Here is a 20,809-nt window from a genome sequence, read left to right on the forward strand (position 1 = left end):
GCGGCTTCGCCTCTCCGGAGCTCTGACGCTGCCGGAATGCCGCCTCAATCCTCTCTATGGAAAAGCCCGCTCAAAAGCTGCCAAATCCTTACAAATACCTGTGCGATCCGATGCAGCGGCGTCGTCTTCGCCTCTGCGTCCTCCGCATCCTGCAGCTCCGCCGCGTCATCCTCCACAGAGATCTCCTCTGTACGCGCGACAATGGCAAGAGAGCTCGGCTCCTCGTTCTTTTCACTCGTGAAGGAAAGCTTCACCGCATCCGGGTCCATATTCAGGAAATTGTTCTCCGCTTCCTTTTCATCCAGCTCGTCATTGATGGATTTCCGGAGATCCGCCCCCGCATCCTTCAGATTCCTGGTATTCTCGATCATCTTACCGGCATTCCCGACTGCGAGCTCCCCCGCATCCAGCCCTGCCTCCGCAGCGTGATCCAGATTATCCGAGGCAGCGCGCGCGGTATCGTTCACGATCTTCAACGTGCCTGCCAGATCATTGGAGGACTTCTGCAGGGTCTGTACCAGCGCATCCGTATTGTCGACGAGCTTCTGCACATCCGGATAGTATTCATCCAGCGTGCTGATCAGCGTATCCATATCCCCCGCAAGCGCTCTCGTGCTGTTCAGAAAACGGGCAGTCTGAAAGGATACCGCCGCGCCGTCCTCGGAGATTTTCCGGATGTCGGAAGAAACAGCAGAGAGCTGCCTGAGAAGCGCCTCCCCCGCGCCGGAGCCAAGCAGGTCGGAGAGTCCTGCGCCGATCTCCGAAAGAGAGCCGCTGAGCTCGGAAAGCCTGTCGGCGATCGGCGCTGCCGCAGCCGTGCCGCTCTGCCGCAGCGTCTCCGAGGAACGTTTGAGCGCAGAAAGCGACCTGAGTCTGCCGACATAGCGCCCGGCGAGGTTCTGATACTTCCCCGGAACCGGCGTGCCGCCCGCAGCCGCAGCCTCCGCCGCAGCGATCAGCGCATCTCTCTCGATCTTTCCGGTGCCGGGCACGGCTGCCATCCCATCATATACGGCAAGCAGTCCCGCCACCTGCCCTGTCAGCGTATCGCCGAGCATCGCATCCATCTCCGCCGCGCTCAGCTCTGCGAGAGAATGCTTCCCTGCTGCGGCGAGCTGCTGCCGTAATCCCAGATTTACCGCCTCAATCACTGCCTCCGGCAGGTACTCCTCCTCGTAGTTCGCATTGTCTACCGCTGCCTGCGTCACGATCTCGGAGGCGCTGGCGAGTGACCGATCGACGCTCTGCTGTACTGCCCCGCTCTTAAATATGGTATTCAGCTCCCCGGCAGCGCTCTGTCCGCGCCGGACGCCGTTCTGCAGCTTCGCAAGCCCCGGCTGTACCGCTGCGAGCTCCCCGGCGAGCTCCTGCGCCGTCAGATTATCGACGCCGCCCATGGAATTTCCCAGCGCCTTCAGCCTCGTACTGAGCGTCCGCATCTTCGCACTCATATCGAGGATATCCTGATCCATCCCGTTCAGATCCTTATTCAGGTCATAGATCATCCACTGCGTGGTGCGGAGAGACTCGTCCAGCGGTCCGAGCTCTCCCGAAAGCTCCCGGAGGTCGGAGATCAGGACGTCGTTTCCGGCGAAAATCGAATCCTTCGCAGAGCTGATCTTATCCTTTCCGCTCCGAAGCTCCCGCAGCATCTGATTGTTGAGCTCCAGCTGCTCCGACATGTCCGTCACATTGTCCATCAGCGCCTCTACGCTGTCCAGCATGGTATTGGTATTGTTCCGGAACTTGTCCTTCAGGTCCTTCAGATCCTTCAGATCCGAGAGATCTCCCACGGTGCCCGGTGACATCATCATGACCGCGCCGACTGTCTCGAAGCTGTCCGTCCCCATTCGGATGACGAAATGCTCCTCCTTGCCCGGCAGCCCCATGAACATGACGCCGCTGTACTGCCCCAGCGTCGCCATCTGCGAGCCCGGCGCATCCACGGAGTAGACCTTGTTGCTGTCGATCGGCACCGCCACGATCAGCATGAAATTGTCCTGCATATACTTCGAGGCAGAACGGTTCGGGAACGCGTCGATATCCATCTCTACCAGTCCTGAAGCGCCTGCGATGTCCTCCGCATTGGTCTCGACGCCGTTCAGCTTATAGCTCACATCAAAGTGCCACGGCATGACTGCCCGCTCCGGCTCGAGCGTCCCCTGAAAGAAGAACTTCCCGCCATTTTTCGGTGCTTCCCACGTCACACTGTCTCCGTTTTTCACCGGCTTCTGCTCCGTAGACATATTGATGATATCGGTATAGTTTCCGTAGTCGGTATAGCTCGGGAGCGAGTTGAAGCTGATGCCCTTCACGACATTCGCCTTCGAAACCTGTCCGTAGTAGTCCAGATTCAGATACATCGTTTCCTCTACGGATGCCTTTGCCGGCGCAGCGGCTGCCGTCATCGGGCTTAGCAGCTCCGTCAGGAGGAAGACCGATGCGGCAGCAAGACTCACGCCCCTTTTCATTTTTGAATTCGTCCGAAAATTTTTCATCATTTTTCCCCTCTGCTCTCTTCTCTCTGATAGGCTCCGGATGCAAACAGCAGCACCTCCCGAAGCTTCGCTCTGCCTCTCCGCCGATGCTCTCTCGCCAGCATTGCCGCCTCCTTGATCGCCGCCCGGCGTCGGGCACGCTTCACGGACGCGGGCGTCGTAATCAACGGATCAACGAGCTGCAGGAGCACCGGCATCAGTCCGACGACGAAGATCATCGACAGGATCGCGCCTCGCCCGACCAGACGCCCCACCTCACTGATCGACGGGATCGAGGACAGCAGGCTGATCGCATAGCCGCAGACCACCAGGATCGTCCCGGAGGTCAGGATCGACGGGAAGGAAATCTCTACCATTTCGACTGCCGCGCTCCGCTTGTCCTTCTCCCGCGAGCGAATCTGCAGGTAGTTCTCCGTGCAGGAGATCGCGTAGTCGATGGTCGAGCCGAGCTGTACGCAGGACACGACGGCATAGGCAATGAAGATCAACGTGCTGCCGGAAATATACGGGAACGCCATATTGAGGTAAATCGCCATCATGATCGGCACCATCGCTGCCACAGGCATGATCGGCGAGTGAAATGAAATCGCGACGACGAGGAAGATGCTTATCATCGCCAGCGCGTTGACCATATTGTAGTCCGGAATCAGGATCGTCTCCATATCCTCTGTCACCGGAGTATTGCCGGTGATGTAGGAGTCCTCCGGGTAATAGCTGCGAATCAGCTCCGTGACCTCTGCCGTGTACCTGTACGCCGCCGGACTCTCCGACTTCGTCTTGATATAGATCAGCAGCCTCGCGTAGCCGTCCTTATGGAAAAGCTCAGCGATGGACGGCGGCAGGATCTCCTCCGATACGCCGTCCGGAAGATAGGCGGACATCCCCATGACCTTCTTCACATAGTCCTTCTCCTTCAGCTCCTCTACCAGCTCCTTCTCCTTGCCGACATCCGTATTCGGGAGAATCGCCACGAGCAGATTGGAGCGGCCGAACCGCTCATTGATTTCCTGCGTCTCATTGTAAATCCGGGTTCCCGGACCCGCGCCGGAGGCATCCGTTCCGTAAAGGAAATTGTTCATTCCCTGCGCGACATAGATCGGTCCCGCCAGCACGATCGAAACCGCCAGCAGGATCGGGCTTACCTTCACAACCTTCTCGCCGAATTTATGGAAGTTCGGCAGGAACGGACGGTGCCGGTACTTGTCGATCCGATCCGACCAGCTCAGGAGCAGCGACGGCATCAGGAAGATCACCATCAGGAGGGAGCAGACGATACCCTTCGACATGACAATGCCCATGTCGAAGCCCATTTCAAAGCGCATGAACACGAGGACAATAAAGCCAAAAAAGGTCGTGAGAGAGGAGGCGAGAATCGTCGTCAACGTACTGGTGAGTCCTGTCCTGAGCGCCTCCTCCTTACCGAGTCCCTTCTCCCTCTCCCGCTCATAGGCATGAAGCAGAAATACCGAATAGTCCATGGAGGTCGCGAGCTGCAGGACATCCGAAATGTTATTGGTAATGTAGGAGATCGTCCCGAGAAAGATATTGCTTCCCTTATTCAGTACGATCGCACAGCCTATGACCGCCAGGAAGAGCACCGGCTCGAACCAGGAGGTCGTCGTGAACAGGAGGATAATGAAGATCAGCACGACTGCCACTGCCATGATCATATTCATTTCCCGCTTCACATTCTCCTCGACGAACTTATTCGTCGGTGCCATTCCGACGAGATCCCCCCTCTCGCCGACCAGCTTCTCGATCCTTCGGATCGCCTTCTGGGTCAGCTTGCTGGTATCCCCCTCCTGAAAGGTGATGTCCATGACGGCGTCGCCGTCCTTGTAGTAGTCCGAGATGCTGTCGTAGTCGATAAACTCGGAGGAGCCGTAGATCTGCGTCGTCGTATCCATCCACACAACCTGATCTACGCCGTCCAGCTTCTCGATCTCATTCTTATACTGCTTCGCCTCATAGATCGTGACATCCTTGAGCATCAGCCTGCCCGTCCCCGGGTAACCGAATACCTCCTTCATCTTGTTAATCGCGATCTTGGACTCCACCGTGTCCGGCAGGTAGGAGGTGAGATCGTAATTGACCCCGACAAAGAAGAAGCAGATCGCGTTGAAAACCACCAGCACCAGTGCAATATCCCGGATCCCCTTATTATGCTTTACAATAAAATCCGCAACCCTCTCAAACAGCTTCATTCCTTCTCCCTCACCGCACTTCGTTTCAGAATTCATTGATATGCGTTCTTTTATGAACTTGTTTCTACTAATTGACAACTGTTCATTTCTGCGATATCGTACACATTATAGAAAAAGGATTTATATGGCGCAATAATCAATTTGCGTCACGGTGATTGTTTTTGAACAGTTTGTTTGCTTTTGTTTATTTAATGACATCGGAAGCGAAAGCTGCTATCTGGATTACGCCGCGTATTGCGCTTCCGGAATGCAGGGGCAGGTTATGGAACCTTTCCCCCGCCGGAAAGCAAGCCTGCCACAGGCTTAGGCTTCTGCCCCTGATATCATTAAATTTCTGATTTTGATACAGAAAGGGCAGGCAGACAGCGGAACGCCACAGAGATTTGGGGGGACAACTATGACGAAGCAAAATGATTCCAAGGACGGCGGCCGTGCCGCCGTCCGCACTGCGACGACGGATCGGCGCATTCGAAAGACCACTGCCGCTCTGAAGCACAGCCTTACAGAGCTGATGAAGAAAAAGAAGCTGAAGGACATTTCCGTGAAAGAGCTGACAGAGCTCGCGGACGTGAACCGCGGCACCTTCTATCTTCATTATAAGGATGTCTTCGATCTCATGGAGCAGTCTGAGGACGAGCTGATCTGCCTGCTGCGGGATGCCGTCGCGAAATATTCCCATGACAATATCATTTACAACGAAAATTTCATTCCTCTCTTTCAGGAGATCTATCAAATCTGTCTCGACAATGTCGATCTGGTTCGGATCCTGGTCGGGGAAAACGGCGATATCAAATTCCTGAACAACCTGCAGCTCCTGCTGCGGGATCGTTTCCTCCGCGACTGGGGCAGTCTCATCCGTAAACGGAAGCTGGAGCATTTCGACGCCTACTTCGCCTTCATCGTCGGCGGCTGCATCAGTCTGCTGCAATACTGGTTCCGGGACGGTATGCAGGAGAGCCCGATCGAGCTCGCCGAGATCACCGGGCAGTTCCTCGACCGCAGCCTGCCGTATTGAAGATTTCTCCAAAGCAAAAGAACCGGGGAGAACCGGTCCTTTGCCACACTTAAGTTGAGTCTATTTATTTCAGGAGATTTCCGAGATGCACACGTTTATGGTTCAGCTTCGGGTTTCCCCTCCGCCATTTTCAGGAGGACGCGTACCCTCTCGGGACTACGAAGCAAGGTTCAGGATTCCTTGTATTCGTAGCGGTTAGTTATTTCTAACCGATGACCATACTATATCATCTGTATTTCCGGCTGTCAACGCTTTTTTTGATTTTTTCGAAAAAAGTTTTATTAGACTAACCTCATCTGCATTCCAACAGCAGGCTTTCCGTTGAAAAGCAAAAGAGACCTCCGGGCAATAGGCCTGAAGGTCTCTCATAAAATAAAAAGGAAGAAGCTCTGTTCACTCGCCGAGTCCGTGCGCCTCCTCATATTCGCGGATCACATCATTAAGATCCTCCGTCAGAGCATCCACATCAATGCCATGAACCATGCACGCCTCCTCCAGAGACTCCCCGATGGAAGACGGGCAGTACACACAGCCCATGCCGTTCTGCATCAGAAACGGCGCGATCAGCTCGTTGATCTGGAGGATATCTCCGATCTTCATGTCCTTCTTTACCTCTGTCATATCGACCTCCTTACAGCTTTCTCAGCCTCTGTACCGCGCTGTCTCCTGCGATACGCTCGTAATGCTCCTGATAGTACGCCTCATTCAGCTCGTTCCCGTTCACCTTCTGCCCGTATTCCGCGAGCAGATTAGCAGCTCTGGTCAGAGACTCCCGATCCGCGCCGTCTGTATGCAGCACGAGATAGTAGCGCTGTCCCACTGTATCCTTATACAGAGTATTGCTCCCCTTATAAACACCATTGAGCGCACGTGCCGCCTCGCAGACCCTGTCCAGCTCCGGAAACATGAAGATCCGAAGCTCCTCCGCAGGCGTTTCCTCCTGCTGCCCGGCAGGCTCCTCGACCGTCGCCGGCTTCTCCGTCTTGATCTGCTGGAGCAGCCCCTGCGCTCCCTCCAGAATCTGATTCGCGAGCTGGTTCAGGAGTCCGCTCTGTCCTATCAGCTCCTGTGTAAACTTCGAAAAGCGGGTATCCAGCTCCTCCGGATCGTCCACCTTCGAGATAATCAGCTGCACCGCGCCGCCCTGCAGCGGGATCGCCTCGATCATCAGCGGCGTGCTGTCCGGCTCGAAGCCGACCTCTGCCTGTGCCTTCTGCATCATCTCACTGAAAAGCTTGCGCGCCGCCGCGGAGCCATAGGTCATATCCCGTATATTCATATTTCTGGACGACAGATCCAGACTGCTCAATGTACATCTAATGGAGTTGTCATCGATTCTTTCTATTTTCATGGCTCCCCCTCCCTGCTCTATCATGTTTCCTATACTTATACCCCGAAAATCCCGATTTTGCAAACACTTGTCTCAGAAATTTATAAATATTTCAGATCTGCCCCCGATCAAAGATCGGGGGAGCCACGCGGCTTTGAGCGATTCAAGGCAATCGCTTGCGATTGCTTCTTTTCTGCCCCCGATCAAAGATCGGGGGAGCCACGCGGCTTTGATCTCTCCTCAGGAATGCTCCGCATTGACGAAGCGGGTATACTGCGGCTGCCAGAGAAGCGTCACCGTTCCGATCGGCCCGTTCCGCTGCTTCGCGATGATGACCTCCGCCTCGTTCGGATGCTCCGTATCCTTATTGTAATAGTCATCGCGGTACAGGAACATCACGATATCTGCGTCCTGCTCGATCGCGCCGGACTCCCGGAGATCCGAAAGCATCGGGCGGTGATCCGGACGCTGCTCACAGGCACGGGAGAGCTGCGAAAGCGCGATCACCGGGCAGTCCATCTCTCTGGCGAGCGCCTTCAGAGATCTCGAGATCTCGGAGATTTCCTGCTGACGGTTCTCCGAGCCCTTGCCGCCGGAGCCGGTCATCAGCTGGAGATAATCGATCATCACGAGAGACAGCCCCTTTTCGAGCTTTACCTTCCGGCACTTCGAGCGGAGCTCCGCGACCGAGATGCCCGGCGTATCGTCGATAATGATATTTGCACCGGAGATCTTGTCGATCCCTTCGATCAACGTCCCCCAGTCCTCGTCCGTCAGTGTTCCCTTCCGAAGCTTGTCCGCGTCGATCAGCGTCTCCAGAGAGAGCATGCGGTTGACGAGCTGCTCCTTTGACATCTCGAGGGAAAATACCATCGCCGGCATATTCCTCCGCACCCCGACATAGTCGAGAATATTCAGCACGAAGGCGGTCTTGCCCATGGACGGACGGGCGGCGATCAGGATCAGATCCGACTTCTGCAGCCCCGCGGTGCGGTAATCCAGATCCAGAAAGCCCGTCGGAACGCCTGTGATCGGATCCTTCTGCCGGGAAGCCCTCTCGATATTGTGAAGCACATTCATCGCCACATCCTCAATCGGCGTGAACTCCCGGGTATTCCTTCTCTGCAGCAGATCGAAGATCTTTTTCTCCGTCTGGGCGAGAATCGTCTCGACATCCTCCGTCGCACTATAGCACATGCTCGCGATGTCTTCATTGGTATGAATCAGCGCGCGGAGCACCGCCTTTTCCTTCACGATATTGCAGTAGCTCCGGATATTCGCGCTTGTCGCGACAGAAAGCATGATCTCCTTCAGAAAGTCCGTGCCGGTCAGCTCAGCGGGGACGTCCTTCTTGGATTTCAGCTTATCCTGCAGAGTGACGATATCGACCGGCTTCGCCTCATTGAAGAGCTCCCGCATCGCTTCGAACAGGATCGCGTACTGCCTCTGGTAGAAATCCCCGTCGCGCAGGAGCTCTGTCGCGGTAATGACGGCGTCCCTGTCCCGCAGCATCGAACCGATCACACTCTGCTCCGCCTCCTGCGAATGCGGGATCACACGCTTGATGATATTTTCGTCTAGTTCTGCCATCTGCTCTCCCCTCCTCGGGACGAATTCCTCTCCCGGGGAATCTCCGGGCCCCTATGCCAATGGTTGTACGCTGACGTGAAGAATCGCGGTCACATCCTTATGCAGCTTCACCCGCACGTCATAGCCGCCGAAGTTCCGCATCGGAACATCCGTCTCGAATTTCTTTTTATCCACATCGATGCCCGTCTGCTTCTTCAGCTCGTCGTGCACCTCCTTCGTCGAGATCGAACCGAACGCCCTGCCGTCCTTGCCCGCCTTCATCCGGAATATCAGCTTCTCCTTCTCAAGCTTCTCCTTCACAGCCTGCGCCTCCGCGAGCTTCTCCGCAGCGATTTTCTCCGCATTCTGATTCTGCAGCTTCAGCGTATTCAGATTCTTCGCATCCGCCGGAACACCCGTCCCGGAAGGGAGAATAAAGTTTCTCGCGTAGCCGTCATTGACCTCCACGATTTCCCCCCTCTTACCGAGCGACTTCACATCCTTCTGTAAAATAACCTTCATTATGACACCTCTCCTTCCGCAATCATCTGGTCGATTGCCTCCTTTACGCTCAGGATTGCCTCTTCGATCGTACCCTCCCGGAGCTGCGCGCCCGCGATCGTACGATGTCCGCCGCCTCCCAGCTTCTCCATCAGCACCTGCACGTTCATCTCATCGATGGAACGTGCGGATACATAGATCGTCTCATTGTATTTCGTGAGCACAATGCTCGCCTTGATGCCACGGATATTCAGAAGCTCGTTCGCGGTCTGCGCGCAGAGCACCGTGGGACTCTCCAGCCCCTTGCTGGACAGGGTGGAGAAAGCATATGCCTCGCGGTAGATCTCCGCCTCACTGATGGCGACCGCCTTCGCCTGATAGTCTCCGATCTTCTCTCGGAAATTCTTCCGTATCCTCGTAATATCCGCGCCGCACCTCCGGAGATAGGCAGCTGCCTCGAAGGTACGGACTCCGGTCTGATTCGTGAACTCCTGCGTGTCAATGACGATGCCGCCGTAGAGGCAGTCCGCCTCCATCGGGCGCACCTTGATGCCATCGCCGATATACTGCATCATCTCCGTGATCATCTCCGACGCGGAAGAGGCATACGGCTCGCAGTAGCTCAGCATCGCCCCCTGTATCGTCTCGGAGCTCTGCCTGTGATGATCGAAAACCACGATGGTTCTGCACAGCCTCAGAAGCTCCGCCTCATCCAGTATCGACGGACGGTTGCAGTCCACGATGACGAGTACTGTATTGCTGTCGACCTTGTCCTTTGCCTCCGCGCCGCTGATAAACATATCCCTCGGATAATCATCATTGTTCAAAAAGCGCTCCTTCAGTGGGAGGATCGGCGGTGTAACCCTGTTCTGTACAATATAGGCGCGCTTCCCGAGATTCGTCACGATCCGGTACACGCCGACCGAGGCGCCGAGACAGTCCATATCCCCGTTCGCGTGCCCCATGATCAGCACCTTATCCTTGCTTTCCAGAAGCTCCTGGAAGGCCTGCGCCTTCACCCGCGCCTTCACCCGCGTGACGCGCTCGGTGCTCTGTGACTTCCCGCCGAAGTAGGTAAACTTATCCGGCGACTTGATGATCGCCTGATCCCCGCCACGCCCCAGCGCCATATCAATGGAATTTCTGGCGTAATCGTAATTCTGAATATACTCCCTCGCACCGTAGCCGATCCCGATGCTCAATGTGACCGCTATTTCATTGCCGATGTTAACCTGCCGGACCTCATCCAATATCGAGAAGCGATCGTCCAGCAGCTTCTGCAGATACTGCTGCTTCAGTACGAAGAAATACTTGTCCTTCTCGATCTTCTTCGTCAGTCCGTTCACCGAGGAAACATAGCGGTTAATCTTACGGTCTACCAGCGCAGTCAGGAGAGACTGCCGCACCTCCTCGATCTCGTCCAGCACCTCCTCATAATTGTCGATATAAATCAACCCGCAGACAATATGCTCCGCCTCAAGCTCTAAGTTAAGCCGGATCTCCTCCGTCTCGTCCCTGAGATACACCGCCACAACCTTCGTCTCCGGGTCGATCAGCGTCGGGAATTCCTCCTGTCCCGCCACAATATGCGTCCTTTGCAGATCGATGCAATATTTCCTGTCCTGAAAAGAAGAATGGATCTCCAGAATCGCACCGTCCTCCCGCAGCATTTCCTTCTTGATATTCGGGAACATAGAGAGGAGATTCCCGCTCTGCGACCGGTCTCCCGCCGCGATCTCCCGGAAGGCGCGGTTCTGCCAGAGCACCGTGCCGTTGTCGGAGACGATCGCATAGGCAAAGGGCATCTCACGGAAGAGCTCCGCCTGCACCTCGTTCGCCGATGCCGCGAAGTCCAGCAGTCCCGCAAGCAGCTGCTTTCTGCGGGACAGATACAGCCAGAGCGCGAGTATGCTATAGAGCATATAGAAGAAAAGCAGGACAATTCCCGCACGTACGGAAATCAGCTCCACCATCAGCAGCGCCGGAATCATCAGTACGATGAAGCCCAGCGGCCACATGAAGTAGCTGTCTATCAGGCTTCCGGGTTTTCTTGATTTTTTCATAGTCTCTCCATTACCAGACTGAACGATCGGATATGCAGTCTATGATACCATAATTTAGATACGACGAAAAGACGGGACGTCCGCGATTTCCCGCAGTCATCCCGTTTGTGGATCTCTTCTGTTTTCCTGCCTCGATCAGTCTACCTGATACGGGAGAAGCGCTACATGTCTTGCGCGCTTTACCGCTACCGTGATCGCTCTCTGATGTGTCGCACAGGTACCGGTAATTCTTCTCGGGAGAATCTTGCCTCTCTCGGAGATATACTTTCTCAGGGTTGCAATATCCTTATAATCGATCGGCTTCGCCTTCTCGCTGCAGAATACGCAAACCTTCTTTCTGCTGCGGAATCCGCCAGCCGCTCTCCTCGGTCTTGCAGATCTGTCTGACTTCTGAAATGCCATGGTTTTCCTCCTTATAGTTTGCAGGCTGTCCTGCTCAAATATTGAGGAACCTTCTTTTCTAACAGGTTAGTTGAAAGGAAGCCCCTCGTCCTCTACCCCGTCAGGTATATTCATAAAACCATCGCCGATAGAGCTTCCGCCTCCTGTGAAGCCGGAATTACCGAAGGAACCGCTGCCGGTGCTTCCGCTGTTTCCGCCGCCCTGTCCCTTGCTATCCGCGAATTCCTGATCATCCACAATGATATCCGTGGTATATACAGTCTGCCCGTCCTTGTTCTGATAGCTTCCCGTCTGGATGCTGCCGCTCACAAGCATTCTCATCCCCTGGTGCATATACTTCTCAGCGAACTCCGCTCTCTGTGCGAAGGCGACGCAGCGGATGAAATCCGCGGTCGGCTGATTGCTGTCCCCCTGCTGGTTTCTGCGGCCTCTCCGGTCTACTGCAAGCGTATATCTCGCAATCGCCAGACTGTTCTCCCCCTGTGAATATCGAATCTCAGGATCTCTTACCAATCTACCCATTAGGATAACTCTGTTCATTTGATACTCGCTTTCCGCTTGTCGATTACTCAGCCTCTGCTGCTGTCTCCGGAACCTTGGCAATTTCCGTCTCAGCCTCCGGCTTTACAACCAGATATCTGATGACCGGCTCCATAATGCGAACCTGACTCTCGAGCTCGTTCGGCGTATTGGCGTCTCCCGTAAACGGGATGAAGTAGTAGTAGGCTTCCTTCATGTGCTGGATCTCATATGCCAGCCTCTTCTTGCCCCACTCTTCGACGTTCTCTCCCACAGTGCCATTGTAGCGGGTGATGTATCCCTTAATCTTCTCAATGGCTGCTGCTCTCTCGTCATCATCGAGCTTCGCACTCAGAACAACGCATAATTCGTACTTGTTCATTTGCTTTACCTCCTTTTGGTCTCTGGCCTCCACTTTTCGTGAAAGCAAGGAATTCGTGATACAGGCAAATATCATAGCAGAAAGGCTGTGTTTTTGCAAGCATTTTGCACTCTTTTAAAAGAGTATGTGATTCGGCAGCGCCGATAGGTAACAAATTCGCCGCAATTTCTCATATATCCTCGGAAATCAGCATCCGCCGCTCCCGAAGCCATTGCAGCAGCGCATGCTCCGAGAGAAGCGGCGGGAGCCGAAGCTCCCGGCAGAGCAGCACCCTGTCCAGAACCTTCATCATCACGGCAGGCTTCCCCGGAAATCCCGCCGCTTCCCCGCCCTCCTCTGCGGCGATCTCCCGTTCCCGGGAGATCAGCGCCCGATAGCGCGCGTCTCTGTCGCAAAACAGCTCGAAGCACTCCGAAAGCGCCTCATTCCGCTCCATTTCTCCGTCCTCCGCGATGCCGGGCAGCCGCTGAAGCTCCGAGAACGTACAGAAGTCGCAGACCCTCTCATAGCCGAAGGGAATATAAATCCGCTCGTCCACCGGGATCAGGAAGCTGAGCGCCGTCCCCTGCTCCCGCAGCAGCCGGAACGCCTCCGTGAGAAGCGCAGTCATGAGCCCCTGTCCGCGGTGCTCCTCTGCCGTCGCCACAGCATAGAGATAGGCAAGCGGCAGCCGCCTAAGCTCCCGTTCCCCTCTCACGCAAAGCGTGTAGGGATTGATGTGAAGCATCGCGATAAGCTCATCCTCCGCCTCTATCGCGAGGATCTGGTTGTCCCTACAGCGCTCCGTATAGTAGAAATCCAGAAACCGGCTGCTATCCTCCGGGAAGACTCGCTCATACAGTGCGCGGCTCCGCTGCTTCTCGGGCAGGGTGCGGAGCCGCTTAAGCTCCCAGCTCTTCATTCCTGCCCTCTCCCGAATCCTGTACGGCGATCTTCGCCTCATATACATCCTGCAGCTCTGTCTCATAGCCCGCAAAGCTTTTCTGTAATATCATGAATTTTCGCTCATACAGTACGGGATTATAGCTCTCCTTCGCGCGCCGGAGCCCCGGAAGTCCCATATCGTCCTCCCGATTCACCAGCCTCGCGTCCGGAAACTCATGGAGCAGGAACTGCTGATTGATAATCTGGTAGATCCCCGGAATCTCGGAATTCCCCTTCTCGATCGCAATGCACGCCATTTCCTCTCTCGGATTATAAGAGCCGATAGAAAACGCCTCCAGTCTCCCGTCCAGAAAGATCCCGCCGATCCGGTGCTCGATCAGGAAGCAATTTTGCAGGATCTCATGTATGCCCTTCACTTCAAACTCCAGCGTCTCTCCGCTCTCCAGGTCCTCCTGTGAGCGGTTCTGATACCAGCGGTCCAGAAAATCCCACACAAGCTGCTTGTCCTGACAGCAGAGGCTCCGGTATTCCCAGCGTCCCTCATATTCCTTCGTGAATTTATTGACGAGATTCTTCTTTTTGTGAAATTTCCGTCCCGGCAGCGTGCGGAGCTGCTCCGCATCATAGATATAGTCTCTGAAATCCTGCTCTTCCCTTACGAGATAGCTCAAATTTTCCGTGAGGCGCAGCGCCGCCACCCCCTCCTCGTCGGCGAGGTAGATCTTCAGCGGCTTCCTCAGCTCCTCATTGAAGTATCGTTCCAGCAATCCGAAATACTTCCCGAGCTCCTCCTCTCTGCAGTATGGGAGCGCAGAAAAATATTCCTCCCCGTTCCGCATCAGGAGAAGCAGTGCCCTGCCCTCCGCTACGGCAACCTTCGTATCGTAATACGCGCCCCAAAGATAAGTGTCGATCACCCCGCTGTCGCAGGTTTTATTGTCCCGAAGGGAATAGTACGGCGCGATCTCTCTCGCCTCCTCCGCCCTCGGTCTGTGAAAATGCAATTCCATGCTCCCTCCGTCGCAGTCCAATCTGCCTCTCTCTTCTATAGCGCAGAAATCCGGTGGCGTCTTGCTGTCTTTTAACCTTATCTCTCAGAAATCCGGAAGCTTCGCTAACCGCTACATTATACCACGAACGAGGATAGTCCGCCACTTTCTCCTGCCGGCGCTCTCCTTTCTCTTTATCATAGATTTCCGTCGACAGGACGTCGTGTATCCGTTTCAGGGCGTCTGTCTCCGGATGCTTTTTGGGGGTGAACTGTGGACTCCTGTTGTCAGGCACCGACAGAAAAAAGGGGCTGTCTCGAGCTCCGAAGAGTCTCTTAACTGCCCCTACTATAGCACAGAGTAAAAGCCCTGCATATTCTCTATATTCGGATAATATCCTTTAAAGGATATGCCTCCTAAACCCCCATCCGGTAACGCCGCAGCGCCTCCGCCGTATATATATTCGGCGCACTATATACGATCAGCGGCGGAAGCACACGAAGCTCACGCCCTGCATCCTTGACCGCTTCCAGCACAAAAAGGTTCGCCTCCCGCTCCCGATACGGATGCACCATCTGCATCCGCTTCGGCTCCAGCCTGCTGCTTCGGAGCTCACAGAGAACATCTGCCAGTCGATGCGGACGATGCACGAGGAAGAATTTGCCGCCGCTTTTCAGCGCATACGCCGCCGCGGAGGCAACGTCATGAAAGTCGCAGAGAACCTCATGCCGCGCGATCAGCTTCGCGCTGTCGGGATTCCGGATCCCGCTTCGCATATACGGCGGATTCGCTGTCACCACATCCATCGTACCGCCAAGGCCCGTGCTTCGGATCTCCCTGAGATCTCCGCGGAGAATGCGGATCCGCTCCGTTTCCCCGTTCAGCCCGACGCTTCGGCGCGCCAGCGCTGCCGCCTTCGCCTGTATCTCCAATCCATAGAGCTCTGCCGCTTCCGTCTTCGCAGCGAGCAGGATCGGAATGATTCCATTGCCGCAGCCGAGATCCAGGGTTCGCTGTCCCGCTGTGACAGCCTCCGCTGCGAAATTCGCGAGGAGCACCGCATCCATCCCGAAGCAAAAGCCCTCGCTGTCCTGAAGGATCCTGTATCCCCTGCACTGCAGATCATCGATTCTTTCTGCCATTTCGCTCTCCGGAATGATTCTTCTTTTCTGTGCCTCCCGCCCCATTTTCCGCCTCGGACTTCCTCCTGCGCGGCTTGAAACGAAGCTCCGTCACCTTGTATTCGCGAAGCTCCTTCTCGTCCTCCTTCTCCAGACTGACAACGACCTTCACCTTCTGATTCAATACAGATACCGCGGATACCTCGCCGCGGAGCCCCTCTGACGTCGTCACGAGATCTCCGATATTCGGCAGCTTCGAGTTCAGGAACTCATAGACCTCCTCTTCATTCTTCAGACAGCACATCAGTCTGCCGCAGACGCCGGAAATGTTCGTGGGATTCAGAGAAAGCCCCTGCTCCTTCGCCATCTTGATGGAAACGGGCGCGAACTCGGAAAGGTAGCTGTGACAGCAGAGCGTCCGCCCACAGATTCCCAGCCCGCCAAGCATCTTCGTTTCATCCCGGACGCCTACCTGCCGAAGCTCTATCCGCGTCCGAAAAATCGCGGCGAGATCCTTCACGAGCGAACGGAAGTCCACTCTTCCATCCGCCGTGAAATAGAAAAGCACCTTTCCGCGGTCGAAGGTATACTCCACGTCGATCAGCTTCATCTCAAGCTTATGCTCCCGGATCTTGCTCTGGCAGATCCGGTATGCCTCCCGCTCCTTTTCTTTATTTTCCTCGCTTCTCCTATCGTCCTCTCCGCCCGCCTTCCGCAGCACCGTCCGGAGCGGCGGCACGATCTTCTCCTCCGAGACCTCCTGATTTCCCATCACGACCAGACCGTACTCCACGCCTCTTGAGGTCTCTACGATAGCATGCTCCCCTCTCCGGAACACGGTCTCTCCCGGAGAAAAGTAATACACCTTCCCCGCCGTCCTGAATCTCACTCCGATTACGATCATATATCCTCCGGCTCACGCCTCTTTCATCCGAATCAACAGATTTTCCAGCTGCAGATCCCGGTTCACATTGACCGCGATGCCCCGCATTGCTCTGGAAAGCTCCTCCGTCGCCACGCCCAGCCGCTCATAGCTGAGCTCCCGCGCCAGTCCGGAAATCTCCTTCCGGATTTCCTGCCCGTAAAGCAGGCTCTCTCTCCTGGCGCTTTTATAGCATAGCACATCCCGTAAAATAATTTCAATAAAGGAGTAGAGCGCCGTTGTGTCGGTCTTTTCCTCATTCCTCCTCTTAATAAAGTCCAGAATATCCCCCATCGTGCGGAAGCGGAGCTCGGAGAGCAGCGCTACGGTCTCCTTCGCCCACTCCTCGCGGTAGAATTCGAGAAAACGCTCCCGCGGCTCCCTCTCCGCCGCCCGAAGCTCGATCACACGGCTCAGAATCGTCGGCAGAAATACCTCCGCATTCCGCGAAAGCAATACGATCACGACATATTCCGGCGGTTCCTCCAGCGTCTTCAGAAGCGCATTCTGCGCCTGCGCATTCATTTTCTCTGCCTCGGAGATGAGGTACAGCTTGTATTCCGCCTCATAGGGCCGAATCCCGACGGTCTCCGTCACGCTGCGGCGGATATTTTCCACGCTGATGATATGCGGATTCTCCTCCGGCTTGTCCGGCGTGATACGAAGCAGATCCGGATGTGTGCCGGACCTTAGCCGAAGACGCGCACTCTCCTGCCGGTCTCCGTCCGTTCCTCGAAGAAGCAGGGAGGAGGCAAAGACCGCCGCTGCTTCCTCCAGCACCGGCAGCTCCTCCCCCACCAAAAGATATGCGTTATTGATTTTATGCTCCGGTATCCTTAATGATTTCATCGATACAACTTTCCAGCTCTATGTTCTTATATCTCTTCACAATGCCGGCACGCGCCAGCTTTTCCTCGGAAAAGTCCGCTTCATCCGCCTCGAAACGACGGCGCATCTCCCGAAGCCTCGGAATGTGCTGCCCGAGCTCCCGTGAGATCGCCCGCTCCTCCCGGATCGCATATGGCACTTCAATATAGATCGGATAGATTGCTTCCCGCCCGAAATGACGGCGCATTCCCTCATAGCCCTCCAGCGTTCCGATCATCAGATAATCCTGACCCGCATTTGCATGACAGATCTGCCCATCGTCGACCGTGGCATAGCGCCAGCGTCCGTAAACCGTGTCGTAGCTTCGAAGCTCGATCACCCGTCCCTCCCGAAGATAACGATCCATCTCCGCGTCGGAAATGAAGTGATACTCCACCCCCTCCGTCTCTCCGTCCCGGATCGGCCGCGTCGTATAGGGGACGATCTCCTGCCATGCCGGAAAACGCGCCCGAAGCCGCTTATATACCGTGTCCTTTCCGCTGGCGGATTTTCCCATCAGATAGTATATCATGGCTGCCTTCCCTTAATTTACACCTACCGGTCCCTTTTCATCGATCTCGAAGCCCGGCCCGAGTGACTGTGTGCTCTCTGCGCTCTCCGTCACGGGAGACTCATAACGGGCATTTCCGCTTTCTGCCTTCTGTGTCTCTCCCCCTGTAGTCTCCTGCGGGTCATGCGCTGCCGATACTACCTCCGTCGCCGTCTCCTGCGTTTTCGGCTCCGTAACAGACGCCGCCGTACCGCTCTCCTCTGTACCCGAGCTCTCTGCCCGCGTGCTTTCCGCCGTCGTCTTCACCGGCGCTGCCGTCGTCTCCTCCACCCGGATCGTCACCGGCGGATCCGCAGCCTCGGTCTGCAGAGTCTGCTTCAAATCCGGCAGCGAAAATCCCGTCACATTTTTCATAACGAAAAATGCCGCGAGTATCGCGACGATCAGCATAGATACCGCGAAGAGGATACGGAAGAGATCTCCGACGATCGTCGCTTCCTGCCGTTTCCTCCGATACTTCCCGTTTCTTCTCTTATACTGCGCCATCTTTCCCTGTCTCCTTACCCCTCTCTATCCCAGAAGCCGTGCACGTTCAGGCAGGTCATCCGCGAAACGCCAAGCTTCTTCACGGTCTAAATCTCTATATCCAGGACGAATCTAGCAAAAATCCTCTGCGAACCGAAACCTCCCCGTACACCAGCGCCTGCTTCGTCCCATCCGTTTCCATTACCTCCAGCCGCCCATCCGGAAGGATCCGCAGGGCGTCAGCTTCCCGCACCGTCCCTCGATCCAGTATACGCACCCGGTGCCCCGGGACGATATTTTTCTCGCTGTACTCCTTCGCCAGCCCCTGTTCCTGCGAAAGGCGATAAAATTCCCGTATGAGTTCTGCTGCGAGAAGATTGCGGTTTACCCGCGCTCCCGCGGAACGCTTCCCGAGAAGCGAGCCCGCCTTCTCCTGAAGCTCCTCCGGATACCCCTCCTCCGGCTCGTATACATTGAGTCCGATTCCGACAATCACGAAATCCAGCTTGCCCGTCTCAAAATTTGCCTGTCCCTCCGAAAGTATGCCGCAGACCTTCCGTCCGTCAAGATAGAGATCATTCACCCACTTGATTCCAAGCTCTATCCCGCAGACACGCTTCACTGCACGGTAAACCGCGACTGCGGACTGCGCCGTCAGGATCAGATTGTCCGTGACGGAGCCCTCCGGCCGAAGCAGCATACTCATATAGAGCCCGCAGCCCTTCGGGGAGAAAAAGCGCCGTCCGAGCCTTCCCTTCCCGCCTGTCTGAAGGTCAGAGAGTATGGTCGTCCCCGCTGGCGCTCCCTCCGATACGGCGAAGCCCTTCAGGACATCATTGGTTGAGCTGATCTCCGGATAGACCCGCAGCTGCTTCCCGCTTCCCAGATAGCTCCCGAGCTCCTCCGCCGACAGAAGATCATTGTTCTCCGAAAGCATATACCCCCTGTTCTGCGCCGCAGCGATCTCATAGCCCTCCTTCCGGAGCTGCTCCACCGCCTTCCAGACCGCGGCTCTCGTACAGGAGAGCCGCTCCGCGAGCTCCTCTCCCGAAAGATATTCCCCCTTTTTTTCTGTAAAGAGCCTGATAAGCTCTGTTTTTACCGACATATCTCCCCGCTTCCATTCAGATACGATAGAACATTCTTTCTAAATGCCTATACTAACAAAGATCACGGTTTTATACAAGTGCGACGAAAAACGGCAGTGACCGGATTTTGCCGGTACTGCCGTAAATAATGACTCAGAATTCCTGCCGAAGAATGCCTGCTCTGACGCCAACGAGATTCGAACTCGTGATACCACCGTGAAAGGGTGGTGTCTTAACCGCTTGACCATGGCGCCTTGATTTATGAAAAGAAAAAGAGGCGACGACCGGATTCGGACCGGTGATCAGGGTGTTGCAGACCCACGCCTTACCACTTGGCTACGTCGCCTTATAAAAAAACGCCTCCAGATGGACTCGAACCAACGACACCGCGGTTAACAGCCGCGTGCTCTACCGACTGAGCTATAGAGGCATAACTTAAATATCTGCCTGAAATAGTATACCTTTCGTTATTTAGATTGTCAACATTCTGTATCCAGCGAAACATCTCCACATTGGATAAGCCCTCGACCTATTAGTAACTGTCAGCTGAATGCTTTGCAGCACTTACACCTCAGCCCTATCTACCTCATTCTCTCTAAGGGGTCTTACTCTTTCGATGGGAGATCTCATCTTGAGGCAGGCTTCACGCTTAGATGCCTTCAGCGTTTATCCTTCCCCGACTTGGCTACCCTGCTATGGGATTGATTCCCAACAGGTCCACCAGAGGTCAGTCCATCCCGGTCCTCTCGTACTAAGGACAGCTCCTCTCAAATCTCCTGCGCCCGCGCCGGATAGGGACCGAACTGTCTCACGACGTTCTGAACCCAGCTCGCGTACCGCTTTAATGGGCGAACAGCCCAACCCTTGGGACCGACTTCAGCCCCAGGATGCGATGAGCCGACATCGAGGTGCCAAACCTCCCCGTCGATGTGAACTCTTGGGGGAGATCAGCCTGTTATCCCCAGGGTAGCTTTTATCCGTTGAGCGATGGCAATCCCACTTTCATACCACCGGATCACTAAGTCCGTATTTCTACTCTGCTCGGGCCGTCACCCTCGCAGTCAGGCTCCCTTCTGCCTTTGCACTCTTCTAATGGTTTCCAACCATTATGAGGGAACCTTTGAGCGCCTCCGATACCCTTTCGGAGGCGACCGCCCCAGTCAAACTCCCCGCCTGACAGTGTCCCGGTGCCGGTTCACGGCTCCCGGTTAGAAATCCAATAGCAAAAGGGTGGTATCCCAACAGCGACTCCGGAAAAACCGAAGTTCTTCCTTCTTAGTCTCCCACCTATCCTGTGCATTCACTACCGAATCCCAGTGTCAAGCTGGAGTAAAGCTCCATGGGGTCTTTCCGTCCTGGCGCGGGTAACCAGCATCTTCACTGGCACTTCAATTTCACCGGGTGCATTGTTGAGACAG

General features: G+C 55.4%; 19 protein-coding genes, 3 tRNA genes and 1 rRNA gene (1 of these 23 running past the window's edge). 1 reads left to right on the top strand and 22 read right to left on the bottom strand.

The window, feature by feature from the left end; translation table 11 throughout:
- Positions 1-44: 44 nt before the first annotated feature.
- Together HW273_RS00915 and HW273_RS00920 are read right to left on the bottom strand one after the other, a co-directional pair.
- Positions 45-2,501: a hypothetical protein gene (locus HW273_RS00915; RefSeq protein ID WP_179009867.1), complete on the bottom strand. Its 2,457-nt coding sequence runs from the start codon at positions 2,499-2,501 to the stop codon at positions 45-47.
- Complete coding sequence (locus HW273_RS00920) at positions 2,498-4,702, bottom strand: efflux RND transporter permease subunit (RefSeq protein WP_179009869.1); 2,205 nt, start codon at positions 4,700-4,702, stop codon at positions 2,498-2,500. Before HW273_RS00920 ends, HW273_RS00915 begins: the two co-directional genes overlap by 4 nt.
- 397 nt (positions 4,703-5,099) lie before the next feature.
- On the opposite strand from HW273_RS00920, the gene HW273_RS00925 reads away from it, so the two are divergent.
- Positions 5,100-5,717, top strand: coding sequence for a TetR/AcrR family transcriptional regulator (locus tag HW273_RS00925; RefSeq protein WP_179009871.1), 618 nt, complete (start codon positions 5,100-5,102; stop codon positions 5,715-5,717).
- 393 nt (positions 5,718-6,110) lie between these two features.
- Here HW273_RS00925 and HW273_RS00930 read toward each other — a convergent pair whose 3' ends face one another.
- The 20 genes from HW273_RS00930 to HW273_RS01025 form a co-directional block, all read right to left on the bottom strand.
- Complete coding sequence (locus tag HW273_RS00930; RefSeq protein ID WP_179009873.1) at positions 6,111-6,338, bottom strand: DUF1858 domain-containing protein; 228 nt, start codon at positions 6,336-6,338, stop codon at positions 6,111-6,113.
- 10 nt (positions 6,339-6,348) lie between these two features.
- A complete protein-coding gene (locus HW273_RS00935; protein WP_179009875.1) occupies positions 6,349-7,068 on the bottom strand; it encodes an adaptor protein MecA in 720 nt (239 codons plus the stop codon).
- Positions 7,069-7,287: 219 nt separating this feature from the next.
- On the bottom strand, positions 7,288-8,637 hold the full coding sequence (gene dnaB / locus HW273_RS00940; RefSeq protein WP_179009877.1) for a replicative DNA helicase: 1,350 nt from the start codon (positions 8,635-8,637) through the stop codon (positions 7,288-7,290).
- 51 nt (positions 8,638-8,688) lie between these two features.
- Positions 8,689-9,138 (bottom strand): 50S ribosomal protein L9, encoded by a 450-nt coding sequence (gene rplI / locus HW273_RS00945; RefSeq protein ID WP_179009879.1) that lies wholly within the window; start codon positions 9,136-9,138, stop codon positions 8,689-8,691.
- Entirely contained in the window at positions 9,138-11,180 is a 2,043-nt protein-coding gene (locus HW273_RS00950) for a DHH family phosphoesterase (RefSeq protein WP_179009882.1), read from the bottom strand. The genes rplI and HW273_RS00950 overlap by 1 nt, the downstream gene beginning before the upstream one ends.
- A 135-nt stretch (positions 11,181-11,315) precedes the next feature.
- Entirely contained in the window at positions 11,316-11,582 is a 267-nt protein-coding gene (gene rpsR, locus HW273_RS00955; RefSeq protein ID WP_179009884.1) for a 30S ribosomal protein S18, read from the bottom strand.
- A gap of 66 nt (positions 11,583-11,648) precedes the next feature.
- A complete protein-coding gene (locus HW273_RS00960; RefSeq protein ID WP_179009886.1) occupies positions 11,649-12,122 on the bottom strand; it encodes a single-stranded DNA-binding protein in 474 nt (157 codons plus the stop codon).
- Between the two features lie 25 nt (positions 12,123-12,147).
- Positions 12,148-12,483: a 30S ribosomal protein S6 gene (gene rpsF / locus HW273_RS00965; protein WP_179009888.1), complete on the bottom strand. Its 336-nt coding sequence runs from the start codon at positions 12,481-12,483 to the stop codon at positions 12,148-12,150.
- Positions 12,484-12,652: 169 nt separating this feature from the next.
- Entirely contained in the window at positions 12,653-13,384 is a 732-nt protein-coding gene (locus HW273_RS00970; RefSeq protein ID WP_179009890.1) for a GNAT family N-acetyltransferase, read from the bottom strand.
- Positions 13,365-14,378 carry a DUF2156 domain-containing protein gene (locus HW273_RS00975; RefSeq protein ID WP_179009892.1) on the bottom strand — a complete coding sequence of 338 codons (1,014 nt, stop codon included), beginning with the start codon at positions 14,376-14,378 and terminating at the stop codon, positions 13,365-13,367. Before HW273_RS00975 ends, HW273_RS00970 begins: the two co-directional genes overlap by 20 nt.
- A gap of 395 nt (positions 14,379-14,773) precedes the next feature.
- Positions 14,774-15,499: a tRNA1(Val) (adenine(37)-N6)-methyltransferase gene (locus tag HW273_RS00980; protein ID WP_179009894.1), complete on the bottom strand. Its 726-nt coding sequence runs from the start codon at positions 15,497-15,499 to the stop codon at positions 14,774-14,776.
- A complete protein-coding gene (locus HW273_RS00985; protein WP_179009896.1) occupies positions 15,480-16,382 on the bottom strand; it encodes a PSP1 domain-containing protein in 903 nt (300 codons plus the stop codon). The genes HW273_RS00980 and HW273_RS00985 overlap by 20 nt, the downstream gene beginning before the upstream one ends.
- A gap of 12 nt (positions 16,383-16,394) precedes the next feature.
- Positions 16,395-17,249, bottom strand: a complete 855-nt coding sequence (locus HW273_RS00990; RefSeq protein ID WP_179009898.1) for a DNA polymerase III subunit delta' C-terminal domain-containing protein — start codon at positions 17,247-17,249, stop codon at positions 16,395-16,397.
- Positions 17,221-17,799: a guanylate kinase gene (locus HW273_RS00995; RefSeq protein ID WP_179009900.1), complete on the bottom strand. Its 579-nt coding sequence runs from the start codon at positions 17,797-17,799 to the stop codon at positions 17,221-17,223. The genes HW273_RS00990 and HW273_RS00995 overlap by 29 nt, the downstream gene beginning before the upstream one ends.
- Before the next feature lie 12 nt (positions 17,800-17,811).
- Complete coding sequence (locus tag HW273_RS01000; protein ID WP_179009902.1) at positions 17,812-18,324, bottom strand: hypothetical protein; 513 nt, start codon at positions 18,322-18,324, stop codon at positions 17,812-17,814.
- 94 nt (positions 18,325-18,418) lie between these two features.
- Positions 18,419-19,411 carry a biotin--[acetyl-CoA-carboxylase] ligase gene (locus HW273_RS01005; RefSeq protein WP_179009904.1) on the bottom strand — a complete coding sequence of 331 codons (993 nt, stop codon included), beginning with the start codon at positions 19,409-19,411 and terminating at the stop codon, positions 18,419-18,421.
- A gap of 162 nt (positions 19,412-19,573) precedes the next feature.
- Positions 19,574-19,645 (bottom strand) — tRNA-Glu (locus HW273_RS01010).
- A 21-nt stretch (positions 19,646-19,666) separates the two neighbouring features.
- Positions 19,667-19,737, bottom strand: a tRNA-Cys gene (locus HW273_RS01015).
- 11 nt (positions 19,738-19,748) lie between these two features.
- Positions 19,749-19,821, bottom strand: a tRNA-Asn gene (locus tag HW273_RS01020).
- Between the two features lie 81 nt (positions 19,822-19,902).
- Positions 19,903-20,809: ribosomal RNA gene (locus HW273_RS01025) — 23S ribosomal RNA — on the bottom strand (it continues 1,974 nt past the right edge of the window).

The organism is Oribacterium sp. oral taxon 102 (assembly GCF_013394775.1).
Taxonomy (GTDB): Bacteria; Bacillota; Clostridia; order Lachnospirales; family Lachnospiraceae; genus Oribacterium.